This is a genomic window from Salidesulfovibrio brasiliensis JCM 12178 (genome assembly GCF_001311825.1).
In the GTDB taxonomy this organism is placed as follows: domain Bacteria; phylum Desulfobacterota; class Desulfovibrionia; order Desulfovibrionales; family Desulfovibrionaceae; genus Pseudodesulfovibrio; species Pseudodesulfovibrio brasiliensis.
In genome coordinates, this window is sequence record NZ_BBCB01000008.1 from 56,193 (window position 1) to 72,986 (window position 16,794).

General features: G+C 60.2%; 13 protein-coding genes and 2 pseudogenes. 10 read left to right on the plus strand and 5 right to left on the minus strand.

Annotated features, from left to right (window positions below):
* Positions 1-6 precede the first annotated feature (6 nt).
* The 4 genes from JCM12178_RS04545 to JCM12178_RS04560 are packed head-to-tail and all read right to left on the minus strand — an operon-like array spanning position 7 to position 6,960.
* On the minus strand, positions 7-1,821 hold the full coding sequence (locus tag JCM12178_RS04545; protein ID WP_054649151.1) for a calcium-binding protein: 1,815 nt from the start codon (positions 1,819-1,821) through the stop codon (positions 7-9).
* Positions 1,767-2,153, minus strand: a complete 387-nt coding sequence (locus JCM12178_RS04550) for a hypothetical protein (protein ID WP_054649153.1) — start codon at positions 2,151-2,153, stop codon at positions 1,767-1,769. Before JCM12178_RS04550 ends, JCM12178_RS04545 begins: the two co-directional genes overlap by 55 nt.
* A complete protein-coding gene (locus JCM12178_RS04555) occupies positions 2,150-4,867 on the minus strand; it encodes a cadherin-like domain-containing protein (protein ID WP_157054744.1) in 2,718 nt (905 codons plus the stop codon). Before JCM12178_RS04555 ends, JCM12178_RS04550 begins: the two co-directional genes overlap by 4 nt.
* A complete protein-coding gene (locus JCM12178_RS04560; protein ID WP_054649157.1) occupies positions 4,762-6,960 on the minus strand; it encodes a tandem-95 repeat protein in 2,199 nt (732 codons plus the stop codon). Before JCM12178_RS04560 ends, JCM12178_RS04555 begins: the two co-directional genes overlap by 106 nt.
* Before the next feature lie 355 nt (positions 6,961-7,315).
* Between JCM12178_RS04560 and JCM12178_RS18170 the strand changes: the two genes are divergently transcribed.
* The 3 genes from JCM12178_RS18170 to JCM12178_RS04570 are packed head-to-tail and all read left to right on the plus strand — an operon-like array spanning position 7,316 to position 9,899.
* Positions 7,316-7,762 (plus strand): hypothetical protein, encoded by a 447-nt coding sequence (locus tag JCM12178_RS18170; protein WP_157054746.1) that lies wholly within the window; start codon positions 7,316-7,318, stop codon positions 7,760-7,762.
* On the plus strand, positions 7,759-8,685 hold the full coding sequence (locus JCM12178_RS04565; protein ID WP_054649159.1) for a PDC sensor domain-containing protein: 927 nt from the start codon (positions 7,759-7,761) through the stop codon (positions 8,683-8,685). The genes JCM12178_RS18170 and JCM12178_RS04565 overlap by 4 nt, the downstream gene beginning before the upstream one ends.
* Positions 8,661-9,899, plus strand: a complete 1,239-nt coding sequence (locus JCM12178_RS04570) for a methyl-accepting chemotaxis protein (protein WP_054649161.1) — start codon at positions 8,661-8,663, stop codon at positions 9,897-9,899. The genes JCM12178_RS04565 and JCM12178_RS04570 overlap by 25 nt, the downstream gene beginning before the upstream one ends.
* A 246-nt stretch (positions 9,900-10,145) precedes the next feature.
* Here the strand turns inward: JCM12178_RS04570 and JCM12178_RS04575 are convergent, their stop codons facing one another.
* On the minus strand, positions 10,146-10,451 hold the full coding sequence (locus JCM12178_RS04575) for an Hpt domain-containing protein (protein WP_157054748.1): 306 nt from the start codon (positions 10,449-10,451) through the stop codon (positions 10,146-10,148).
* 74 nt (positions 10,452-10,525) lie between these two features.
* Between JCM12178_RS04575 and JCM12178_RS04580 the strand changes: the two genes are divergently transcribed.
* From JCM12178_RS04580 to JCM12178_RS04610, 7 genes and pseudogenes are all read left to right on the plus strand, one after another.
* Positions 10,526-11,719, plus strand: coding sequence for a murein transglycosylase domain-containing protein (locus tag JCM12178_RS04580; RefSeq protein WP_054649165.1), 1,194 nt, complete (start codon positions 10,526-10,528; stop codon positions 11,717-11,719).
* Positions 11,719-12,642: a PilZ domain-containing protein gene (locus JCM12178_RS04585; RefSeq protein WP_054649167.1), complete on the plus strand. Its 924-nt coding sequence runs from the start codon at positions 11,719-11,721 to the stop codon at positions 12,640-12,642. The genes JCM12178_RS04580 and JCM12178_RS04585 overlap by 1 nt, the downstream gene beginning before the upstream one ends.
* Before the next feature lie 160 nt (positions 12,643-12,802).
* Positions 12,803-13,132: a nucleoside triphosphate pyrophosphohydrolase family protein gene (locus tag JCM12178_RS04590; protein ID WP_083465733.1), complete on the plus strand. Its 330-nt coding sequence runs from the start codon at positions 12,803-12,805 to the stop codon at positions 13,130-13,132.
* A 39-nt stretch (positions 13,133-13,171) separates the two neighbouring features.
* Entirely contained in the window at positions 13,172-13,915 is a 744-nt protein-coding gene (gene thyX / locus JCM12178_RS04595; protein WP_054649171.1) for an FAD-dependent thymidylate synthase, read from the plus strand.
* A 153-nt stretch (positions 13,916-14,068) separates the two neighbouring features.
* Positions 14,069-14,794 (plus strand): histidine utilization transcriptional repressor HutC, encoded by a 726-nt coding sequence (gene hutC, locus JCM12178_RS04600; RefSeq protein ID WP_083465734.1) that lies wholly within the window; start codon positions 14,069-14,071, stop codon positions 14,792-14,794.
* 19 nt (positions 14,795-14,813) lie between these two features.
* Positions 14,814-16,465 (plus strand): annotated as a pseudogene (gene hutU, locus JCM12178_RS04605) (urocanate hydratase).
* Between the two features lie 12 nt (positions 16,466-16,477).
* Positions 16,478-16,794: pseudogene (locus JCM12178_RS04610) on the plus strand (imidazolonepropionase); the annotation flags it as partial.

A 16,794-nucleotide genomic window follows, 5' to 3' on the forward strand; every position in this document is an offset into this window, starting at 1 on the left:
TATTTGTTAGGGCTGTTCGTTGCCGGAGTCGATGATCTGCTGGATGAGATCGTCCACGGCCTGTCCTGTGTCGATGTGGTGATTCTGGGCGAACTCCGTGAACTCGGCCCGGGACACACCAAGCATCTCCACCACGGTGCTTTCAGCGTTTCTGCCGCCCACCAACAGATGGGTCACGTCGGACGCCTCGTCGTAGGACGCACCTTCGATGACAAGTCCCCGGCCCAGCTGCAGCGTATCTTCGCCGAGAGTGTATTCGGTATTGCGCTGTGCGCCGGTGCCGGTAACCACCCTTGAGGAGTCAATGATGATGGTATCCGCACCGTCGCCGGTTGCGATGGAATCCATACCTTCGCCGGTGTAGACGTACACCGTGTCCGCACCGTCTCCGGCATGGATGGTGTCGTTGCCCTCGCCACCGCGGATGGTGTCGTTTCCGTCACCGCCGAAGAGGATATCGTTGCCGTCACCGCCAACGAGCAGGTCAACGCCGTCGCCGCCAACGAGCAGGTCGTCGCCGTCATTGCCATGCAGGGTGTCATCGCCGTCGTTGCCGTAAGCGATGTCGTTTCCGGAACCGCCTTCGAATATACCGTCCTCGGTGCCTTCGACGGTAACCTTCAGATCGTTGAAGTCATCGTCATCGTCACCGCTTCGGTCATTCGCGAACGGATTCAAGTCCGTATCGTCGTTGTTCGGGGCACGGAACTGGTCGTCGATATCCACGTCCACGGTCTGTCCGGGTTCGACGGTAAGTCCGGGCTCCTGCTCCGGAGAGAACCTGAAGCCGGTTTCCACGGCATCCGGGTTCAGGGTCGGATCGTCGAAGTGAACGCGAATCTGCTCGGTGTCGCTGTTGTAGCCGCTCGTGAGCACCCATTCACCGTTCTCGCCGACTTCCGAATCCCATATGAAGTTGAGGTCCTTGTTGAAGTCGAATCCGCTGTCCGCCCCGTCGGGGACGAGGAAGAACCGGATGGTTTCGTCGCCGTTGAAGGTCTTGAGCAGACTGTCCGTAACCTGATCGCTGTTCGCCAGTACGATTTCGGGGTCCACGGGATTGTCGTTCTCATCAAGACGGTAGATGCCCAGCGTATTGCTGTACCCGGCGTTATCCGAAACGAAGTTCAGATTCTGTCCGGTCACGTCAAGGTCCACGATGGGCGCATCCGTCGCCTCGGCCACGTTGATGGTCGCGGTGGCGGTATTGCTCGGCTGCGACTGGCGGCCCTGCGCGTCCGTCACCTGCACGGTGATTTCACGCGGGGTGTTGTCATCCAGCGCGCCGGTCGAGAAGCCGATGGCCTTGATGGCTTCGGCATACTCTGCTGCCGTGGCCTGACCGCTCAGGGTCACCGTGATGCTTCCGTCAGCCGTGACGGTGTCGATGTCGAACCCGTCCGGGACGTCCGCCGTGTTGAGCGCGTCCGCAGCGTTGGCATTTGTAAGCGTGACAACCGCCTTGGACATCATGGTCGAGTCCGTATCGCTGATGGACAGGTTGCCTGCGATGGAAACAGGGTCGCCACCATTGAAGTCAGCGGTGTATCCCGTGCTGTCGTCCTCGACCGCAGTCAGGGTAAAACGCACGTCGTCCCAGTCTCTCGCATGGGTGAACCTGCCGCTCTCGTCGCGGATGAACTCTTCAAAGGAGCTCACTGCGCCGCTTCCGTCATCAACCTTGATGTCGAACTGCTGCAGGTTGTCGGGGTTCATATTCCTGTCGGAGAAGAAGGCCTTGAAGGTCTGCTGCTCTCCGTTTTCATTCACGCCGGTTCCCCACCACTGCCCGTCGTCGTCGACGGTGAAGGTGATGGGCACGTCGCCGTCAAAGGCCGGGCCTTGGCGTTCTTCGCCGCTGTTGAGGACGAAGAACTGCGGAACCTGACCATCTTCACGTGTGCGAGCAGGTCGCCCTTGCTCATGGTGCCCGCGTCGAACGCGCCGCCGCCGGGACCGTCCACATCGCTGTATTCATACAGCACATCCGTGGCAACCGGGGTGCCGTCGTCGTCAAGGGTATACAGGCCGAGAAGGTTGTATCCCCATGAGTCGCCGTCGGCCGCGCCGACGTCGTAGTGCTGGCCGGTGTCGTCGAGGTCGATGCTCGGCGCGAGGTTGGCAAGCGCCGGTGCGTCGAGGGTCAGGCTCACGGTTGAAGGTTCGCCCTGCAGCCCGTCGGTGTCGACAGGAGCGTAGGTGAAGGAGTCACCCGAGCGAATTCGGCGTCCACGTAGCGCAGTTCCCAGTTGGAATTGGTAGTGGAGTCGGTGGAGAACTCAATGCGGTCAAAGAGCTTGCCGCCGAGTTCGTCCTGCCCGATGGAAACGACCCGCTCCAGACCGGGTGTGTCGTTCACAACCGTGCCGCGCGCCACTTCGATGTCACCGTCGTACGCGACCCACGTGGCCTCCGCGATGCTGTCCCCGCCGCTCTCGACGAAGTGTCCGCCGAGACCGTCGAAGCTCACGTCCGCATGCGAAACCTTGGCACCCTCGAACTCCACCGTGAGGGTGTCGTCCCGGGTAATGCCTTCACTGCCCGCAATGCCGAGGCCGATGCCGATGTGGCTGGCGCCGCCTTCGTACTGCTCAAGCGGGCCGCCTTCGGAGGAGACGCGGATGGAGACATCGTCGCTGACCTGCAGCAGACGGGTATTGTCGTCCACGTAATCGCCCCAGTTCTGGATGGTCTCGCCGCCCTCTTCGGTAGCGCCGATGAATGCGCCGGAGACGTCGGGGGCAGCGTCACCGTCCGGGACGTAGGTTATTTCGTCCAGATCGTAGCTCTTGCCGTTCTGGATATCCTGATCGGTAATGGTGTTGCCGTCACCGTCTTCAAGGTGCCCATGCTCGGGCTGGCTCTTGATGACGACCTTCATGTCCGCGACCTGATCCTCGTCATCGGAGAACTGACCCTGCTCCTCGAAGCGGATCAAAGTATCGCCGTCCACCACTTCGGTGAAGCTGGCGGATTCCGGTGCCGAAAGGGTCATGTCGATGGTGGCCGTGCTCTCATTGCCGAGCTGGCCGTCGTTATCCACCGGGATGAAGTTGACGGACGTGTCGAAGCCGAACTCGGTCTCGACATAACGCAGGTCCCAGTTGGAGCCGGGGCTTGTGCCCTCGGGCACCTGCGTGCCGAATTCGAGCACGTTGAACGGGGCGTCCGTATTGATCTGCACTTCCTGCAGCAGGGACGCCTCACCATCGGGCTTGTCCACCACTCCGGAACCGACAATGGTCTCGTTGCCGTTCTCATCCACGTACTTGGCAACCCAGCTCGCCTTGGCCTGCTGGGCGCTGCCTGCGTCGAAGTGCCCGCCGAGGCCGTCGAAACCGACCATGGCGGACGTGACCAGACCGTTCTCGAAAGTCATGGTCACGGTATCTTCGGCATTGATGCCCTCACCACGCTGGTCACCAATGCCGATGCCCATGTGGTTCTGACCCTGCTCGTACTGCTCAAGCTGCACGTTGCCGGGCCTCGTGGAAGTCACCGCAGTGGTGATAACCACGCCGTTTTCAAGAGTCATGACGCGCTGGGAGGCGTCTGCGCCTTCGCTGCCCCACTTGTCGAGCCCCTGCTCGCCCACGGTCTTCACGCCCAGAAGGACGCCGCCGTTGGTCGGGGAGTCGGCCTCGAAGGTGAAGGTACCGCTCGCGTCGAAACGCGTGCCGTCTTCGCCGTTTATGTCGTTATCGGTCACGGCCTGTCCGTTGTAGTAGAGCGTGCCGCCCTCGGGCAGGTCGGTGATGATTATTTCGGAGACGTCGCCGTCAACGTCGTCGCTGTTGCCGAGCAGGTCGAGCTCCACAATGCCGTCGATCTGCCCGGAGGCATCGGCGGTCTCGCTCACGGTGAAGTCGCTGCTGGTCGGCGGCTCGTTGACGTTCACGGTCAGCGATCTGGTGAAGGACTCGCCGTCGCCGTTGGTCACGGTCACGTCCACGGTGTACGGGTCGGTGGAGCCGTCCAGCACCGCATCGTCCTTCAGGGTGATGACGCCGGTCTCGGAGTCGATATCGAACGGGGTGCCGTCCTGAATGCTGAACTCCAGATCGGTGCTGTCCACGTCGGAGCCGATGGCCGTGGCCACATAGGAACCGCCCGCTGCGGTCTCCAGCACTTCCACCGCGCCGGTGGAGCTGAAGTCCTCAACCGGCGAGAGGCGCACGTTGTCAATGACGTTGCCGTAGGAATCGGCATTGTAGGAGGCGAGCTTCAGGACTCCCTGTCCGCTGCCGCCGCTCACGTCGATGAGCACGGTGCCGGTCTCGAACGCGTTGTCCGAGGGGTTGAACGTCGCCACCAGTTCATCGTTCCAGAACACGTCGATGTTGCCGCTGTCGGGCTGGTTGAGGCTGTCGCCGCGATCAAAGAGGTCCAGCTCAAGAAGATACTGGCCGTCCTGCAGACCGGTCACGGTCTGGGCGATGACGAGCGCCTCGCGTCCGCCCACGCCGGTATCGATGACGTTGTCGCCGTCAGTGGCTCCGGGAATGCCGTGGCGGTTGCCGCCCATGACTTCCCAGCGGTCGCCGCTGATCAGTTCCCAGTTATCGGGCGTGACGCCGTTGGCCCAGCCGGTGCCGAGCTCGTCGGAACCGCTATGGTCCACCACGATGTCCTGACCGCCGGACAGCTCGAAGCTGCCGTTCTGGATGAGGTTGCCACCCACTGCCGGGGCGGCAGTCACGAACTCGAGAGTGGGCCCGTCATCGGCAGAAGCCACTTCGAGGCTCGCGGTCTGGGATGTGCTCAGCGCACCATCGCTGACATCGTAGGTAAACTCGACGTTGCCGTTCCAGTTTCCTTCGGGCGTGAAGGTCCACGTCCCGTCATTATTGTCAACGAGATCTCCCACGCCTTCGGCAATGTGAGGTTCTCTATCTGAAGCTGGTCAGTCGGGGTTTCGGGGTCGGACGCGCCCTGAAGCAGGTCATCCTTGCTGAAGGTGATGGTTCCCGGACCGTCCTGACCGTCCTCGCTGATGGTGCCGAGGTCGATGTCCACGGCGGTGGGCGCTTCGTTGACGTCGCCAATATTGATAACGAGGTCCTTGGTAACGGTCTCGATGCCGTCGTTCACGCTGACCTGAACCGTATAGCTCGAGGTGGTCTCGTGATCCAGAGTCTGCCCGTCGCGCACGGTGATGACGCCGGTCTCGGAGTCGATTTCGAACGGAGTGCCGTCCTCGATTCCGTACTCGAGCGTTTGGGCGGGCAGGTCGATATCCGTACCTGCGGCGGTGGCCACATAGGAGCCGCCCGCGGCGGTTTCCAGTACGGTCACGCCCTGATCCGCACCCACTTCATCAAGGGAGAACATGCGCACGTTGTCGATGACGTTTCCGTAGCTGTCACCGTTCTCGGAAACGAGTTCAAGCTTGCCGCTGGTGTCACCCTCGGGCACGGTCACCACAACCCGTCCGGTCAGATACCCGTCCGTGCCGGGGTTGAAGCTGTCGATGGTCTCACCGTTCCACTTCACGTGGATGAAACCGCTGTCAGCCTCGCCGCGATTCGCGCCACGGTCGAACATGTCGAGCTCGATGACGTACTGGCCTCCAGTCAGGCCGTTAACAACCTGCGAGATGGCCAGCGCCTCGGAGCCCACGCCGGTGTCGATGACGTTATCACCGTCGGTCGCTCCGGGAATGCCGTGGCGATTACCGCCCATGACTTCCCAGCGGGTGCCGGCTTCAAGGGTCCAGTTGTCGGGCGTGACGCCCCTTGCCCAGCCGGTGCCGAGCGCGTCGGACCCGTCATGGTCCACCACGATGTCCTGACCGCCGGACAGCTCGAAGCTGCCGTTCTGAATGTAGTTCGTTGTCTGGTCCACGCCGTTGATGACGAGTTCCGGCGCATCGTTGACCGGGTTTACCGTAATCCCGACAGTGGACTGCGCAGTGCCGCCCTGACCGTCGGATATATCATATGTAATGGAATCGTCGCCGTTGTAGTCGGCGTCCGGGGTATACGTAAGCGTACCGTCCTCGTTGATGACCACGGTTCCGTGTTCGGCAGAAGCGGCGGTAACGCTCAGCGCGTCGCCGTCCACATCCGAGTCGTTGCCAAGCACGTTCACGGTCATGGCCTCGTCCTCGTTGGTCACGAGGGTGTCGGACTGAGCCACCGGGTCGTCGTTCACGGGCATCACGTCAACAGTCCCGCCGCCATTGACGGTGAAAACACCATCGCTGACAGTGAAGGTCACATCGGCTTCGCCGTTGAAGTTCTCATTCGGTTCGAAACGCCACGTTCCAGCGGCTATCTGAGTGAGCGTACCGTTGGCGATATCAAGGCTGGTCACGGACGCCACGGCGCCCGGGTCAGGGTCGGAAACCAGCGCAAGGATATCCACATCGCGAATGATCGCCGTATCGTCCTCGTTCATCTGCAACGAGAACTCACCGGAGATCGACGGAGGCGTCACGCTGTCCCCCTCGGTGGATGCTCCAGCGCCGAAGCCTGCCGCAGCGAATGCGTCGGAATCCCCTCCGAAGGCTGCGGACCGGGCGCCTACGCCAAGCCCTCCGCCCTGTCCTTCAAGCGCATCGATACCGCGATACAGATTGCCGCTGTCATCGATGTAATCGCCGACACCGCCGCCAAGGTTGGAACGACCAGCGGCAGTCTCGATCCCTTCCGTATTCTGATCGCCTTCATTGAACGCGAACAGGTACACTTCGCCGGGAACCTCCTGCCCGCCGATCAACTCGAAGACAGGAAGGTTATTGCTCTTGGACTCAAGAAGGTAGTCCTCAAAAACAATGATCCCGCCGCCATCGACATTGATGACCAAATCATTTCCATTGCCGGTAAACACAGCGGTGGAAACGTCGAAATCAAAGACGATGCGCATATCGGCGGAGACTTGATAGCTCGCAGTCTCCCCGGCCGGGGGGACCGGCACGAGCACCCTGGTAATGGTATTTGAGAGAGTATTGGTAGTCATAATATTTCCTCCATCATTCGTGGATAATCTTTTTTGTCTTGTACTTTAACATGGGGCATGACCTCTAATATGTCAATATGTAAAAAAGTCAACAATCCAGAAGCTTAGACTGTTGAAAAAAATAGGAACCAACTGCAGAACTCCGACATCACCATGAAACACACTTGAGGAGCTTGGAAAGCGATTAAAGCCAATCGAGGATTTGTTTCAACAACGCTGTGTTGAAAAGTTTTTTTTACAGGACCATTTCACCTCTTCAGACTTACCCGAAAATCCATAGACGCAACCCATAAGAAGAGCCTGCTTAATGCCGCCTGAATCACTCAGACGATTCAGAAGGGGTCGCAAACGGCTCATGCCAAACAATCCTGCAATCGCTTCCACCAGTTATCCTGATACTGCTGGCGCCGAATATAATCAGATCGACACAAAACACTTCACGCCAGTGCGCCGTACCACACATGATGTTTCATGCAGGAAACATGAACGTAACTCTTCTGTAAGAGGCCGCCTGTTATGCAACTTTAATCGTATTGCTTTAGCGCGTTGCCCGTGGCATGAGTTGAAAACTCCATCGAAGGGGAATGTAAAAGACATACTTGAAATAATCTTTGACTCTATATTTATAATCAAAAAACCATCAAGAACATATACAGCATTGCCCTCTTTTCAGAAGCACAAAAGCTTGCAACGATATGTTTCAAAGCTCACTTTTATCAACATAGGCATGGAGCAACACGCCACTCCATCCTGCCACCAGCCAGCCATCGGGGTATCCCTGAACCAAGGAGAATATGAATGAACTTCATGAACTGGAGCCTGCGGCTAAAAATCATCATCCCCACATTCACGGTGGTTTTGTTTGTTCTGGCGGCCAGTACATGGCTCATGACGCAGAACGCACAGGACCTTGTGGTTTCCCAAGCCGTCGAACTGGCTGACGACAAGGCGCGAGGATACTCGCTGGAAATCAAGGAGACCCTCGGCTCGGCCATGGCCGTCAGCCGGACCATCCAGTCGGCTCTCAACGAGGCGGTTCAGGCTGAGCCCGTCCCCCGGCGTGAATATCTGGAAGAATTTCTCAAGAACGTCCTGAAGAACCATCCGGAACTCTCCGGATCCTGGGTAGCCTGTCTTCCCGGACGCTTTGACGACCGTGAAGACGAGTACCGCGACGTCTTCAAGGGAACCATGCGCGTCTACCACTATCGAGATGGCGACACGATCGGCACCAGTTACGAGGGCACCAACAACCTGAGCGGCGACTGGTTCGATATCCCCATGAGCGGAACAGTCGAAACGATCAGCAAGCCCTACCCTTGGACCGTGGACGGCAAGACGAACTGGCTCGCTTCCACCGGGTTTCCAATTCAACGTGATGGCGAAAACATCGGCGTGGCGGGCGTGGACTTCTACCTGACCGACCTTCAGGAGATCGTCACGAGCATCCGACCCTATGAGACGGGCTACGCCATTCTGGTCGCCAACGACGGCACCATCATCGCCCACCCCGACTCTGAAATGCTCGGCAAGAATCTCGGCGAAGTAGCGACCCGGAGCACAAAAGGGCATATCTCAAGGCCGTGGCAGAAGGAAAGCACTACAGCTTCCGCACTGTTTCTCAGGCAACCGAAAACAAGCAATACGTCACAGTGTCGCCCATCTCCATTGGACACTCTCCCACGCCGTGGAGCCTTACCGTGGTGGTGCCGCTTGCCAAGGTGACAGCCAAGGCGGGCGTCATTGCAGAAACCGGAATCCTGATCGGCGTGATTGCCGTGGTGGTCCTGCTGGGCGTACTGCTCGTGCTTGCCAGAATCATCTCCCGACCGGTGATCCAGACAGCCGAATACACTGTCAAAGTGGCACAGGGCGATCTGGAAAGTCATCTGGACATCGATCAGCGCGACGAGATCGGCACCATGGCCAAGGCCCTTCGCGAGATGGTGGAGAGCCTCAAGGGCATGATCAAAACCGCTGAGGAAAAAACCGCCGAGGCTGAAGAACTGGCCGCCAGCGCGGCAGAGGCCAAGAAGGAAGCGGAGGACGCCTGCCAACTGGCCGAAACCGCCAAAGCCGAAGGCATGTCTCAGGCTGCCTATCAGCTGGAGGAGGTTGTGAAGCGCCTCAGCTCCGCATCCGGCGAGCTTTCCGCACAGGTGGAACAGGCCAACCTCGGGGCAGCCGAACAGGACCGCATGACCGGCGAAGCGGCCACCGCCATGGAAGAAATGAACGCCACGGTCATGGAAGTGGCCCGCAACTCAGGTGAAGCGGCCAACGGTGCGGATCAGGCCCGCGAAAGCGCGGAGGCGGGTCGTGAGGTGGTGCACAGCCTTGTGGAATCCATGGACAGCGTCAGCCGCAAGGCCGAGGAGATGCAAAAGGATCTCAGCTCCCTCGGCGAGCTTGCTGACGGCATCGGCAAGATAATGGACGTCATCACCGACATTGCAGACCAGACCAACCTGCTGGCACTGAACGCGGCCATTGAGGCGGCCCGGGCGGGCGAGGCAGGCCGAGGCTTCGCGGTAGTCGCCGACGAGGTCAGAAAGCTTGCGGAAAAGACCATGGACGCCACCCGGCAAGTGGGCGAGGCCGTCACATCCATTCAGGACGGCACCCGCCAATCCATCGACTCAATGCAGTCTGCGAACATGGCCGTCGGCACAAGCAACGAGCTTGCCGGACAGGCCGAGCAGGCCCTTGCCGATATTCTCGAGGTAAACATGGGCACCGCCGATCAGGTCCGGGGTATCGCAACCGCAGCGGAAGAACAATCGGCCGCCAGCGAGGAGATCAACCGCACGGTCGAAGAGATCAACCGCATATCCTCTGACACGGCCAGTGCAATGACGCAGTCCAAGCACGCACTTGACGACCTCGCGGAACAGGCCCAGCGCCTCTCCGACATTATACAAAGCCTCAAGCAGGTGTAGCCAGACAGCCACGAAGGCTTGCATCGGCTTGCAACCTGTCAACTCCTTTAAAGAATACACTCAGGCTGTGGGATGAGTCCCACAGCCTGATTCGTCAGGTGGAACAGAAAAATACGAGGGGTACTTTCAGTGCGGGCTCCGAACGGCGTGCCGCAAATGATGGAACGGTAGAAACGAAGACCATGCGGGTCTGCATAGTAGTAGCCCCCCGCTCCACCGGAGTGGGGGGCTTTATCGAAAAATCACTTAAACAAGTTCGACCTCAACGCATTGCAGGTAGCGCTCCAGCTCGTCGAGTTCATAGGCTACCGCAACGGAATCACGCTTCTTGGCCGCATCCTCGATACGGCGGCCGATCTCTCCGAGGACGAGAAATCCGTACCCCAGTCCCGAACCTTTGGCGTTATGCCCGAGCCTCTGTACGGTCTCGAAGTCATCATGCTTGAGAGAAGCGCGCATGGCACTGAGATCACTGAGCGAATTGGACATAAACCGCTCTATGAGCGGTTCCAGGTCGGAACTGATTCGCTCTATCACTTTCGTTTGCGGCATCTTCAAGCTATACTCCTCTCTAAAGAGTCTCTAGAAAAATACGAAAGTGAAATTTTATACCCGGACTGACACTGATGAAACCACTACAAACATTACCACGGTTTGACACCGCACTCCCCGCTTTGACGCTCTGCCTTCTGCTCCCCCTGCTCCTTTCATGCTCCAGGGGCGACGCGGTTCGCATCGCAACAGCAGCAGCCACAGGGGACGTCGCTTCTGCCGCTGAAGGTTTTGCACGGTCAAAGGCGACCTCCTACGCCACCAACCCCATGGCGCTCATCAGCGACATGAAACGCTTCGGCGAAATCCTCGAAGCGTTCCGAAAGGCTGTTTCCGGAGAGTGGGGAGATGACGTGCTGGAGCCGCAGCCCAAGGTCTATGTAAAATACACGCAGGCGTTCAAGTCGCGCGCCGTGGTGGACTTTGACCAAGGCTTCGTGCGCGTGGAGACGGTGGATAAAAAGCAGCCGGAGAAGAGCCTTCGTGAAGCCATCGTCACCGCACTCCTCACTCCCGACGACCCAAGGGCGCTGGACCTCTACGATGCAGGCAAGGTCACGCTCGGCGGCGTCCCGTTCCTGCTGAACGAGGTACTTGACCACGAAGGAAAGCCCATCCGCTGGGAGTGGCGAGCCGGGCGCTACGCGGACTACCTCCTCAAGACCGCGCTCAAGACACGAAACGACGATGGGCGCACGGTGCGTTACGTGCAGTTCCCCATGGTTTCCGACCACCTGCACGTCCGCGCCCGCAAATACAAGGCGCTGGTGGAAAACGCGGCCAAGCGGTTCGGCGTAAGCAGGAACCTCGTCTACGCCATCATGAAGGTCGAATCGGACTTCAACCCCTTCGCGGTCAGCCACGCCATGGCCGTGGGGCTGATGCAGGTTGTGCCGAAAACCGCCGGGGGCGACGTATACCGCTACCTGAACGGCAGAAAGGGCAAGCCTACCGTAAACCAACTCTTTGATGCCCCGACCAACATCACCTACGGCACCTGCTACCTGCATTTGTTGCAGACCCGCTACCTCTCCGGCGTGGCCGACCCTGTCTCCAGAGAATACTGTGTCATCGCCGGGTACAACGGCGGCGCGGGCAACGTCCTGCGAACTTTCGACAGTGACAGGAAAAAGGCGTACGATGTTATCAACGGCATGAAGCCCGGAGCACTTTACGCAAAGCTGCGCGAGAATCTGCCGCATGCTGAAACACGCCGCTATCTCTACAAGGTAATGGCGGCTAAAAAGGATTTCGTGAATTTCAAGTGATGGAACTACTCACCGATATACAACGATACATCGACGGCCCGCTCACCGAGCTTCTTTCCGGGATATTCGGCCTCTCATCGCCCGAGCAGGTGCGGATGCTGCTGGCCGGAGCCCTCGCAGTACTGGCGGTCGTCCTGCTTCTGGCCGCCCTCTCCTTCATGCGCTCCGGGCGAAGGAAAGGTCTCACCCACGAAGAGGACATTCCGGCCGAGCTGAGCCGCAAGGGCGCGGCCATCGACGTGACCATGAACGACGACACTTCACCGGCGCTGAGGTGCGTCATCACCCGCGCAGGCCGCAAGCGGCTGCAATGCGACATTCTCGACCGCAACGGCAAGGACCCGCAACAGGGCGATGAAGTCTCGATCCTTTTCCCGCCCACATCGGTGAACGGCACGCGCATCAACGTGTTCAGCGCCACGGCGGGAAAGGCCGACGCAGAGCGCATCGTGCTCGAAACACCCCGTCACTTCGGGTACGTCAAGCGCCGCGAGCACGTGCGCAAAAAGGTCATGGACCAGCAGTTCATCCGCGTGCGCCTGTGGGTCTCGCCCATGGACTCCACATACGAATTTCAGGACTCCCCGCCCGACGTGGGGGTCAACTCCTACGCGCAGGACGATTCCGGCCACGAGGCCAACACCGTCATCAATATCTCCAACGGCGGCATGGCCCTGAACGTGCGGAACCAGAACCTGCCCCCGGCCTGCGTCACCGGCGGCCCGGTAGTGCTGAACATTTTCCTTTTCAATTTCAGGGAGAAGGAGTTCAAGCCATACTGGTGCGCCGGGGAGATTCGCAGCATGGAAGGCGGCGAAGAAGGCTACACCCGCGTGGGCATCGCCTTTACCGGCTCCGGAAGCCCCCGCGAGGACGGCTGCATCGATTGGGGCGGCAAGAGCTACCCGCCTTCAGTGCGCTGACCTTCACCCTTTCAGCACCCGTGTTTCCCCCTCTCCCTGCCCGGATGAAATTCTTGCTACTCGGCCAAAGCATGTATACAAAAGGGTGCTCACGCCCGCGCCCGAGAATCGGTCGCACAATTCAAACGAGCACACCACCCGGAGGAATACGCCAGTGGATATGAACGCATACGCGGAGCAGACCAGAAAGACCGCCCTCTACCCCGGCCGGGGCGAGACCATCGGCCTTCTTTACACCACGCTGGGCCTTGCCGGGGAAGCCGGAGAGATTGCCAACAAAGTCAAGAAGATCATCCGCGACGACAACATGGAGCTGACCGAAAAGAAGCGTCAGGAACTCAAAGGCGAGCTGGGCGACCTGTTCTGGTACCTCGCCCGCACCTGCGAAGAGGTCGGCCTCAACCCGTCCGAAGTCATGCAGATGAATCTGGATAAGTTGTTTGACCGCAAGGAACGCGGCGTCATTCAGGGCAGCGGCGACGACCGCTAGACGCGGAAGACCGCAGCGAATTTACGAGAAGGAGCAGCCATGAAAATCGTCAGCCAGAAACACGAAATCCTTCGCATGGACGGCCTTGAGATCATCGAACGGGCCGGGCGCACCTGCTACAAATCCGAAAGCAAGATCGGCTGCACGATCCCCGAAGAGGAGCGCACCCCCGAAATCTGCCGCGAAGGCGGCGGCATGCTGCCCGGTGAGGAAGCCCGCTGGAACGGTCAGGGCGAGCACTGCGACATCTGCGCCAGACACTCCTCCTCCAAATTTTCGCGGATGCTTCGCAAGCGCGGGCATGAAGCCATGATCGAGCACGGGCTGGCCTCTGTCTGGTTCCGCACCAACCGCGGCGTAACCCACGAGCTGGTGCGCCACCGCATGGCCAGCTTCGGGCAGGAATCCACCCGCTACGTCAATTACGGCAACGATGACGACATCCAGTTCATCCGCCCCTTCTGGGTTGACCAACGGGGACAGAGCGCACAGACGACTTTTGAGAAAAGCTGCATGAGCGTGGAAAAGGACTACCTCGCGCTGCTCGACATGGGCTGCGCGCCCGAAGAAGCCCGCGAAGTCCTGCCCAACAGCCTCAAGACCGAAATCGTGGTCACGGCCAACTACCGGGAGTGGCGTCACATCTTCGCCCTCAGGGCCGTGGGCACCACCGGCAGGCCGCACCCGCAGATGAAGGCGCTGATGATGCCCCTGCTCGAAGAATTCGCGGCCAAGCTGCCCCCGCTTTTTGAAGACCTGCTGGAGCAGGCCCGGCTCAAGTAGCCGCCGCAGCAAATCGAATCGCCAGCGGGCGTCCGGAATGTCCGGGCGCCCGCTTTTTTTTGCCCTAACTCACGATTGCTCCAATCATGCTTGACGATGGCCTGAGTGATTGTATATACATATCGAAACAAATGTATATACAGAGGTTCATTCATGTCTCGTAAAGGACTCGGATCGCGGATTCGCGACTATATAGTGGAGAACATCGACAACGGTAAGTGGAAACCGGGCGACATCGTCCCGGGGGAGTTCGAGCTGATGAAGCTCTTTTCCGCCAGCAGGATGACCGTTCACCGGGCCATCAAGGAGCTGGCAACGGAAGGACTCGTCTACCGAGAGCGGGGACGCGGCACCTTCGTGGCCAAGCGAATCCCCAGAAGCGACCTGCTGGTGGTTGCGGACATTGCCGAAGAAATCCGGGGGCGCGGCGCAGACTATTACAGCGACCTTAAATATCTGGCGGCAGAACCCCAGTCACCGCTTACGGCGCATGTCTTCGGTGAAGGCGCGGCCAACAGCCTCGCCCGTTCAAAGGTCGTGCACTGCGAGAACGGCGTGCCCGTGCAGCTTGAAGACCGCTATGTCGACGTGCGGCTGGCCCCGAAATACCTCACGCTGGACTTCACCCAGACCACCGCGCACAAGTATCTCATGAAGGCCGCCCCGCTCATGAAGGCCGAGCACGAGCTGACGGCCGTGCTGCCCAATTCCGAGCAACAGTATTTCCTGAACATCCCGGAAAACGAACCCTGCCTGCTCCTGCGCCGCAAGACGTGGACGGGCGAGCGGCTCGTTTCCTACGCGGAACTCTACTACCCCGCCAGCCGCTACACGTTTGGCGGCACCTTCACCCCCGGCGGCGGTGCAAACGATATTTAGAACCACAGAGGAGACGACCATGACCAAGCGTACCATCACGGCCCCCACCGGCACGAAGCTGAGCGCCAAGAGCTGGCAGACCGAAGCCCCGCTGCGGATGCTCATGAACAACCTCGACCCCATGGTCGCCGAGCGGCCCGAAGACCTCGTCGTCTACGGCGGCATCGGACGCGCTGCGCGCAGCTGGGAGTGCTTCGACAAAATCTGCGAGACACTTCGCAACCTCGAGGAAGACGAGACCATGCTGGTGCAGTCCGGCAAGCCCGTGGGCGTGTTCCGCACCCACCCCGGCGCGCCGCGCGTGCTCATCGCAAACTCCAACCTCGTGCCCCACTGGGCCAACTGGGAACACTTCAACGAGCTGGACCGCAAGGGGCTGATGATGTTCGGCCAGATGACCGCAGGGTCGTGGATTTACATCGGCTCGCAGGGCATCGTTCAGGGCACCTATGAGACGTTTGTGAGCATGGGCAAGAAGCACTTTGGCGGCGACCTCTCCGGCAAGTGGATTCTGACCGCGGGCCTCGGCGGGATGGGCGGCGCCCAGCCGCTGGCCGCCAAATTCGCGGGCGCGTCCATGCTGGCCATCGAGTGCCGCGAGGAACGCATCCAGAAGCGCCTCGACACCGGCTACCTCGACATGAAGGCCGACAGCCTCGACCACGCGCTGGAGCTCATCCGCAAGTCGTGCGAGGAGAACAAGCCCGTCACCGTGGGCGTTCTGGCAACGCCGCAGAGCTTTACCCCAAGCTGGTGGAGATGGGCGTCAGGCCCGATGCGGTCACGGACCAGACCAGCGCCCATGACCCCCTCAACGGCTACCTGCCCGCAGGCTGGACCGTGGAACAGTGGGAAGCCGAGCAGAAGGACAACCCCGACGCCGTGATGCTGGCCGCACGCGAATCCATGGTGCCACACGTGCAGGCCATGCTCGATTTCCAGAAGATGGGCATCCCCACCTTCGACTACGGCAACAACATCCGGCAGGAAGCCTACAACATGGGCCTTGAAAACGCCTTCGACTTCCCCGGCTTCGTTCCCGCATACATCCGCGACCTGTTCTGTTCCGGTAAGGGTCCCTTCCGCTGGGCCGCCCTCTCCGGCGATCCCGAGGACATTTACAAGACCGACGAGAAGGTCAAGGAGCTGATCCCGGACGACAAGCACCTTCACAACTGGCTGGACATGGCCCGCGATCAGATTCATTTTCAGGGTCTGCCCTCGCGCATCTGCTGGGTGGGCCTCGGCGACCGCCACCGTCTCGGGCTGGCCTTCAACGAAATGGTCAGAAACGGCGAACTGAAGGCTCCGGTCGTCATCGGCCGCGACCATCTGGATTCCGGCTCTGTGGCCAGCCCCAACCGCGAGACCGAGGCCATGAAGGACGGCTCGGATGCGGTCTCCGACTGGCCGATCCTCAACTGCCTGCTCAACTGCGCCTCCGGGGCCACATGGGTCAGCTTCCATCACGGCGGCGGCGTGGGCATGGGCTACGCACAGCACGCCGGATTGGTGATGCTCTGCGACGGCACCAAAGAAGCCGACGAAAAGATCGCTCGCGTGCTCTGGAACGACCCGGCAACCGGGGTCATGCGTCACGCTGACGCAGGCTACGACATCGCCATCGAGTGCGCGAAGGAAAAGGGACTCAACCTGCCAATGATCAAATAGCCGGGAGGCTTCATGGCCCTGATCGTCGAACAGCCCGCAAGAATCGTCACGCCCCGCCCCGGAGACCACCGGGGTCGGGGGCTCGGCGGCCTCGAAACCCTGACCGGCGTCTCCGTGCTCTGCCGGGACGGCCGCATTGAACGCATCGCCCCGCTTGACGACCTGCTGCGCAATGCGCCCGACGCGAAACGCTACAACGCCGCAGGCAAGACTCTGATTCCCGGCCTTGTGGACTGCCACAGCCACCCGGTTTTCGGCGGCGACCGCACCGACGAGTTCGCCAAACGCACTGCCGGGGCGAGCTACGAGGAGATCGCGGCTTCGGGGGG